This window comes from Microbacterium sp. NPDC097977, from assembly GCF_040302605.1.
In the GTDB taxonomy this organism is placed as follows: Bacteria; Actinomycetota; Actinomycetes; order Actinomycetales; family Microbacteriaceae; genus Microbacterium.
On sequence record NZ_JBEOUR010000123.1, the window covers coordinates 1 to 5,204 of the forward strand.

Consider the following 5,204-nt stretch of genomic DNA (forward strand, 5'->3'; position numbering starts at 1 on the left):
CGCCAGCCCGAGAATCGACGCCGCACCCTCGGCGTACGTCCATGTCGACGGAATCTTCACCGCCAGTCCGGCATCCACGGCGACCCGCTCGGCGTGCCCACCGGCCGTGAGACTCATGACGCGGTCGCCGACGTCGAACCCGGTGACACCGGGGCCCACGGCGATGACATCACCCGCAGCGTCGAGACCGACAGGCAGGCTGCCGCCCTGGGTGTCGAGCCGGGAGGACCCGGCACGTTGCAGGAGATCCGCTCGGTTGACCGAGGCTGCGCGCACCTCGATCAGGAGGTCGTGGTCGCCGAGGTGGGGCTCGGGGCGATCTGCGACGCGCAGCTCGGGTCCGTCCGCGGTACCGGTCAAGAGAATCGCTCTCATTCGGTGTCCTCTTCGCTTTCGTGGTGGTCGGGTGATGGTGCTGCTCGGAGTGACACCGGGCAGCACCGTTCTCACTCCGTCGTTGTGCTCTGTCCCGCCCAGGCGCGCTCGAGAAGGCGCCGGAGGTCATCCCGTGTGACGGGTCGGGGATTGGTGGGGGGAACCTCGCTGAGGATGAGTTCAGACGCTCGGTCGAGATCCGTCTCGGCCAATCCGAGCGACTGAAGGCTCGACGCGACGCCGAGGTGCGCCGAGAAGCGTCGCAGGCCTTCCCCGGGTTCTGTGCCGAACTCCGCCTCGAGAGCCGCCGCCGCTCCGGGACTGTGCGGTGTGTTGAACGCGACGACGTACGGCAGGACGACCGCATGGGTCTCCGCGTGCGGAAGGCCGTATGCCCCGCCGAGCACGTGGCAGATCTTGTGATGCAGACCTGCACCCGCTGACGCGAACGCGGTCGCGGCGAGGTATGCGCCGTAGAGGATCGTCTCCCTGGCCGCGAGCGGATCCGCGCCGAGGACGAGAGCGTCGAGCCCGGCGACGAGTGCGCTCAGCCCTTCTCGGCCGAGCGCGAGGTTGATCGGGTCCGCACGCGGGGCCCAGAGCGAATCGACCGCGTGGGCGATCGCATTGAGTCCCGAGGAGACTGCGAGTCGGTCGGGCAGGCTGAGCGTGAGGCTCGCGTCGTAGATGATCGTGCGGGGAAGGACCTTCCGGTCCGTACCGGTCCGCTTGTGCCCGTCTTCCGTTATGCCCCACATGTCGGTCGCCTCGGAGCCGGCGAAGGTCGTGGGGATGGCGATGATCGGGATGTCGATCTCCCGCACGATCGCCTTCGCCAATCCGACGGCGGATCCTCCGCCCACGGCGATAACGGCATCCGCTCGAGACGTCCTCGCTCTGTCGACAGCGCCGCGAACCTCCGCCAGCGGTACATGCTGAGTGACCCCTGTCACTCGTGCGACGACAGGCGCACTCGCGGCGATTTCGTCAGCGAGATCGGCCGCGGAGCTGCTCGCGATGAGGAGGACTCTGGCGATCGATTCCGACGTGGTCACCCTCACGACCTCGTCCAGGGCCTGACCCGCGCCGAAGATCACTCGTTGCGCGGCAGTGGTGTGATCGAAACTGATGGATCCGAAGGGAACCGCGTGCCCGGATCGGTCAACCATTCTGTGTCTTCTCTCCGTCGAGTGATGGTTGTGAATCTCACCAGCCTGCGGCTGCCTCTCCGTTCGCGCAAATACCCATCTGCGTCGAAGCGATAGTTCTCGGCTATCGATCGGCAGGGGTGTCATGCATGTGATCGAGGACGCGGAGCAGAGTCGTGGCAGCGGGGGTGATCGTCCGCTCTCGTTGCCAAGCCGCAACGGCCACCAGTGCGGGGACCTCGTCACGGATCTCTCGCAGGACGACGGAGCCTTCCGCGAGGGATCCCAGGCTGCTGGGCATGATGGCCACCCCGAGGCCGCCCGCGATCATCGGCAGGCCGGTCTGGCTGGTGGACACTTCCCGGATCGTCTGCGGCCTCCACCCTCCTCGGCGCCAGACCAGCTCGGTGAGTGCCGCCATCCCGGGGAACTTGGAGGGTGTGACAGGGGTGATCCATGCCTGATCTCGAAGGTCGTCGACACTGATCGGGTCGGGGTAGTCCGCGAGTCCCGGGGGCAGCACTGCCAGGATCGGGAGCTCGCAGAGCGGTCGGAAGTGAAGCCGCTCACCGTAGCGCTCCTCGAGCAGAGCGGGGTCGTGTGTGGCGACGATGCCGATATCGCTGGCGCCCGTGCTCAGGAGGTTCAGGATCTCCAACGGAGGCGGGTCGCTCAGCTGCACCTGGATACCCGGGGCGCGAGCCGAGATCAAGCTCATGACCTCCGCGAGGTGCGCCCAGCTGTACGCGGGGGTCACGGCGAGGGCCACGTGGCCCGCCAGCCCCTGCGCCATCGTCCGCAGATGGGCCGCGCTGTTGGACACGTCGCGCAAGATGCGGTGTGCCTCGGCATAGAGGTAGTCGCCGGCTTCGGTCAGGGTGACGCCGGAGGCGGCGCGGACCAGCAGACCCGTACCCAGCTCTCTTTCGAGATTGCGCATCGCCACGGTCAATGTGGGCTGGGCGACGAGGATGCTGCGCGCAGCCGCCGAGAACGACTTCGCTTCGACGATCGCGCAGAAGTACTCCAGCTGCCTCAGGTCCATCGATGACCCTCCATCCGCGTCATAGCCATCGTCTATCTGCACAGAGTAAATCAATATTGGAGTCTATGGCGCAGTCCGGCGAAACTGAGAGGGCCGACACACCGCCGCGTCGGCGTTCGGGCCGAGCGCCTACAGAGACACTCGAGCATCCGCTCACTAAGGAGCTGGCAATGAGAACCCAGATCGCTTCGACCACTACCGATTCGATAGTCATCCGCGGTCATGATCTGGCGGAAGAGCTGATGGGCCGCATCGGATACTCGGACATGCTCGTTCTGACGGCACTCGGCAGGCTTCCGGCCGCGGGGGAGCGCGAACTCGTCGATGCCATCGCCGTGTCAGTGATGGACCATGGCATCACGCCGAGCTCGATCGCGGCACGGATGACCTTCCTCGGAGCGCCGGAGTCGTTCCAGGCTGCGGTGGCGGCGGGAATCCTCGGCGCCGGCAGCACCTTCCTCGGGGGGATGACCGAAGTGTGCGACCTGCTCAGCGAGGGAGCGGTCGGCCTGACCTCGACCTCCGGTGACGTCGAGATCGACGCCGCCGCTGATCTGCTCGTCGCGAGACAGTCCGCGCGCGGCAGGAAACTGCCGGGGCTCGGGCACAACGTGCACTCGCAGGGCGATCCTCGCGTAGCCCGACTTCGCGAGATCAGTCGAGAGAACGGCTTCTACGACGCTCACTGGGCATTGCTGGACGCGCTTCCCGGTGCATTCTTCCGCGCACGCGGACGGCACCTGCCGCTCAACAATGTAGGGGCGATCGGCGCCTCGATCGCCGCGCTCGGGTACCCGGCCGAGATGGGGCGCGGAATAGCGCTCGCTGCACGCGCCGGCGGACTGATCGCCCACATCCTCGAAGAGCAGAGCGACCCGACAGCCAAGGCGACCTGGGAGCATATCCTCGCCGACACGGATCTCCCCGACGATAGCTCAGAGGGAGGGATCGATGGATAAGTCCATCGTCGACCTGGACGCTGCGATCTCCGGCATCGCGTCCGGCAGCAGCGTCGCGGTGGGAGGGTTCGGAATGTGCGGGGTTCCCACAGTGCTGATCGAGGCTCTTCGCACGTCAGGGGCATCAGACCTGGAGATCGTCTCCAACAACTGTGGAGCGCAGGGATGGGGATTGGCCACCCTTCTTACCGACGGGCGCATCCGCCGCGTGATCGCGTCGTACTTCGGCACGAACGAAGACTTCGCCGAGCAGTACCTGTCAGGGCGACTCGAGGTGGAGATCACTCCGCAGGGGACGCTCGCCGAGCGCCTGCGAGCCGGGGGTGCCGGCATCCCGGCGTTCTTCACCCCGACCGGCGTCGGTACGGTCGTCGCTGACGGGGGTATGCCGTGGAGGTATGGGAGAGACGGGTCCGTGGAGCGTGAATCCTCGCCGAAGGAGGTGCGTTCGTTCGAGGTCGACGGCGAACCACGGGCCGCCGTGCTCGAGCATGCCATTCGGACGGACTTCGCGCTCGTGCGGGCCGCGCGCGGCGATCGGCACGGCAACCTTCAATTCCATGGGACGGCGATGAACTTCAACCCGCTGTGCGCCATGGCGGGTCGGATCACGCTGGCGGAGGTCGAGGAACTCGTCGAACCCGGTGTTCTGACACCCGATGAGATTCATGTGCCCGGCATCTTCGTCCAAGGTGTGTTGCCGCTCACCGCGGCGCAGGCTGCGGCGAAGAAGGTGGAATTCATGACGATGAAGAAGGAAGCGACGGTATGAGCTGGGATCGTCACGACATCGCACGGCGTGCCGCACAGGACCTGCGCGACGGCGACTACGTGAACCTCGGTATCGGCATCCCGACCCTGGTGCCAGAGCACCTGTCACCGGACATCGATGTCATCATCCACGCGGAGAACGGCATTCTGGGAGTCGGTGGCTATCCGACCCCTGCCCAGTACGATGCCGACATCATCAACGCAGCGAAGGAGACCGTGACGACACGCCCGGGAGCAGCGTTCTTCGATTCCAGCCTTAGCTTCGCCATGATCCGCGGGCGTCATGTCGATGTCGCGATCCTCGGTGCGATGCAGGTGTCGGCACACGGAGATCTCGCGAACTGGGCGGTGCCAGGGAAGGTCATCAAGGGGATGGGCGGTGCGATGGATCTCGTCATCGGGGCGCGGCGTGTGGTGGTTCTGACCCAGCACACGGCCAAGGACGGAACGCCGAAGCTCGTCGCCGAGTGCTCGCTTCCTCTGACGGGCATGCGTGTCGTCGACCGCGTGATCACGGATCTCGGCGTTCTCGAGGTGACCGGCGCGGGCTTCCACGTCATAGAGCTCGCACCCGGAATCAGCGCGGAGACGATCGCCGAACGGACCGGAGCCGATGTCACCTTCGCTCCCCACCTCGATCATCAACCGAGTACTAGGAAGGCATTCTGATGGACACGACACCCGAGCAGGCCACCGACGCCGCCGCAGCGTCTTTCGCCGACACGCCCGACCCCCGCCTCCGTGAGACCCTCGTCTCGCTGGTCAGGCACCTGCACGACTGGGTCCGGGAGATCAACCCGAGCATGGCCGAGTGGGAGATCGCGATCGACTACCTGACCCGCGTCGGCCACATGTGCGACGACAAACGCCAGGAGTTCATGCTGCTGTCCGACGTGCTCGGGGTGA

At 66.1% G+C, this 5,204-nt stretch carries 7 protein-coding genes; 4 read left to right on the forward strand and 3 right to left on the reverse strand.

Annotated features, from left to right (window positions below):
* From ABTZ43_RS16880 to ABTZ43_RS16890, 3 genes are all read right to left on the reverse strand, one after another.
* Positions 1–375: alcohol dehydrogenase catalytic domain-containing protein (locus tag ABTZ43_RS16880; protein WP_350539607.1), on the reverse strand; the 375-nt coding region annotated here is incomplete at its 3' end.
* 71 nt (positions 376–446) lie between these two features.
* Positions 447–1,544 carry a maleylacetate reductase gene (locus ABTZ43_RS16885; RefSeq protein WP_350539608.1) on the reverse strand — a complete coding sequence of 366 codons (1,098 nt, stop codon included), beginning with the start codon at positions 1,542–1,544 and terminating at the stop codon, positions 447–449.
* Positions 1,545–1,647: 103 nt separating this feature from the next.
* Positions 1,648–2,568, reverse strand: a complete 921-nt coding sequence (locus tag ABTZ43_RS16890; protein ID WP_253386536.1) for a LysR family transcriptional regulator — start codon at positions 2,566–2,568, stop codon at positions 1,648–1,650.
* Between the two features lie 170 nt (positions 2,569–2,738).
* Between ABTZ43_RS16890 and ABTZ43_RS16895 the strand changes: the two genes are divergently transcribed.
* From ABTZ43_RS16895 to ABTZ43_RS16910, 4 genes are all read left to right on the forward strand, one after another.
* Positions 2,739–3,527, forward strand: coding sequence for a citryl-CoA lyase (locus ABTZ43_RS16895; RefSeq protein ID WP_350539609.1), 789 nt, complete (start codon positions 2,739–2,741; stop codon positions 3,525–3,527).
* On the forward strand, positions 3,520–4,299 hold the full coding sequence (locus ABTZ43_RS16900) for a CoA transferase subunit A (RefSeq protein ID WP_253386534.1): 780 nt from the start codon (positions 3,520–3,522) through the stop codon (positions 4,297–4,299). Before ABTZ43_RS16895 ends, ABTZ43_RS16900 begins: the two co-directional genes overlap by 8 nt.
* Positions 4,296–4,967, forward strand: a complete 672-nt coding sequence (locus ABTZ43_RS16905; RefSeq protein WP_253386533.1) for a 3-oxoacid CoA-transferase subunit B — start codon at positions 4,296–4,298, stop codon at positions 4,965–4,967. The genes ABTZ43_RS16900 and ABTZ43_RS16905 overlap by 4 nt, the downstream gene beginning before the upstream one ends.
* The coding region (locus tag ABTZ43_RS16910) for a dioxygenase (RefSeq protein ID WP_350539610.1) at positions 4,967–5,204 on the forward strand (238 nt) is incomplete at its 3' end. The genes ABTZ43_RS16905 and ABTZ43_RS16910, both read left to right, overlap by 1 nt.

What these genes read in the sequence shown, in the direction of transcription:
- ABTZ43_RS16885 (WP_350539608.1), bottom strand. Translation starts at nt 1,544, where the DNA reads ATGGTTGACCGATCCGGGCACGCGGTTCCCTTCGGATCCATCAGTTTC.
- ABTZ43_RS16890 (WP_253386536.1), bottom strand. Translation starts at nt 2,568, where the DNA reads ATGGACCTGAGGCAGCTGGAGTACTTCTGCGCGATCGTCGAAGCGAAG.
- ABTZ43_RS16900 (WP_253386534.1), top strand. Translation starts at nt 3,520, where the DNA reads ATGGATAAGTCCATCGTCGACCTGGACGCTGCGATCTCCGGCATCGCG.
- ABTZ43_RS16905 (WP_253386533.1), top strand. Translation starts at nt 4,296, where the DNA reads ATGAGCTGGGATCGTCACGACATCGCACGGCGTGCCGCACAGGACCTG.
- ABTZ43_RS16895 (WP_350539609.1), top strand. Translation starts at nt 2,739, where the DNA reads ATGAGAACCCAGATCGCTTCGACCACTACCGATTCGATAGTCATCCGC.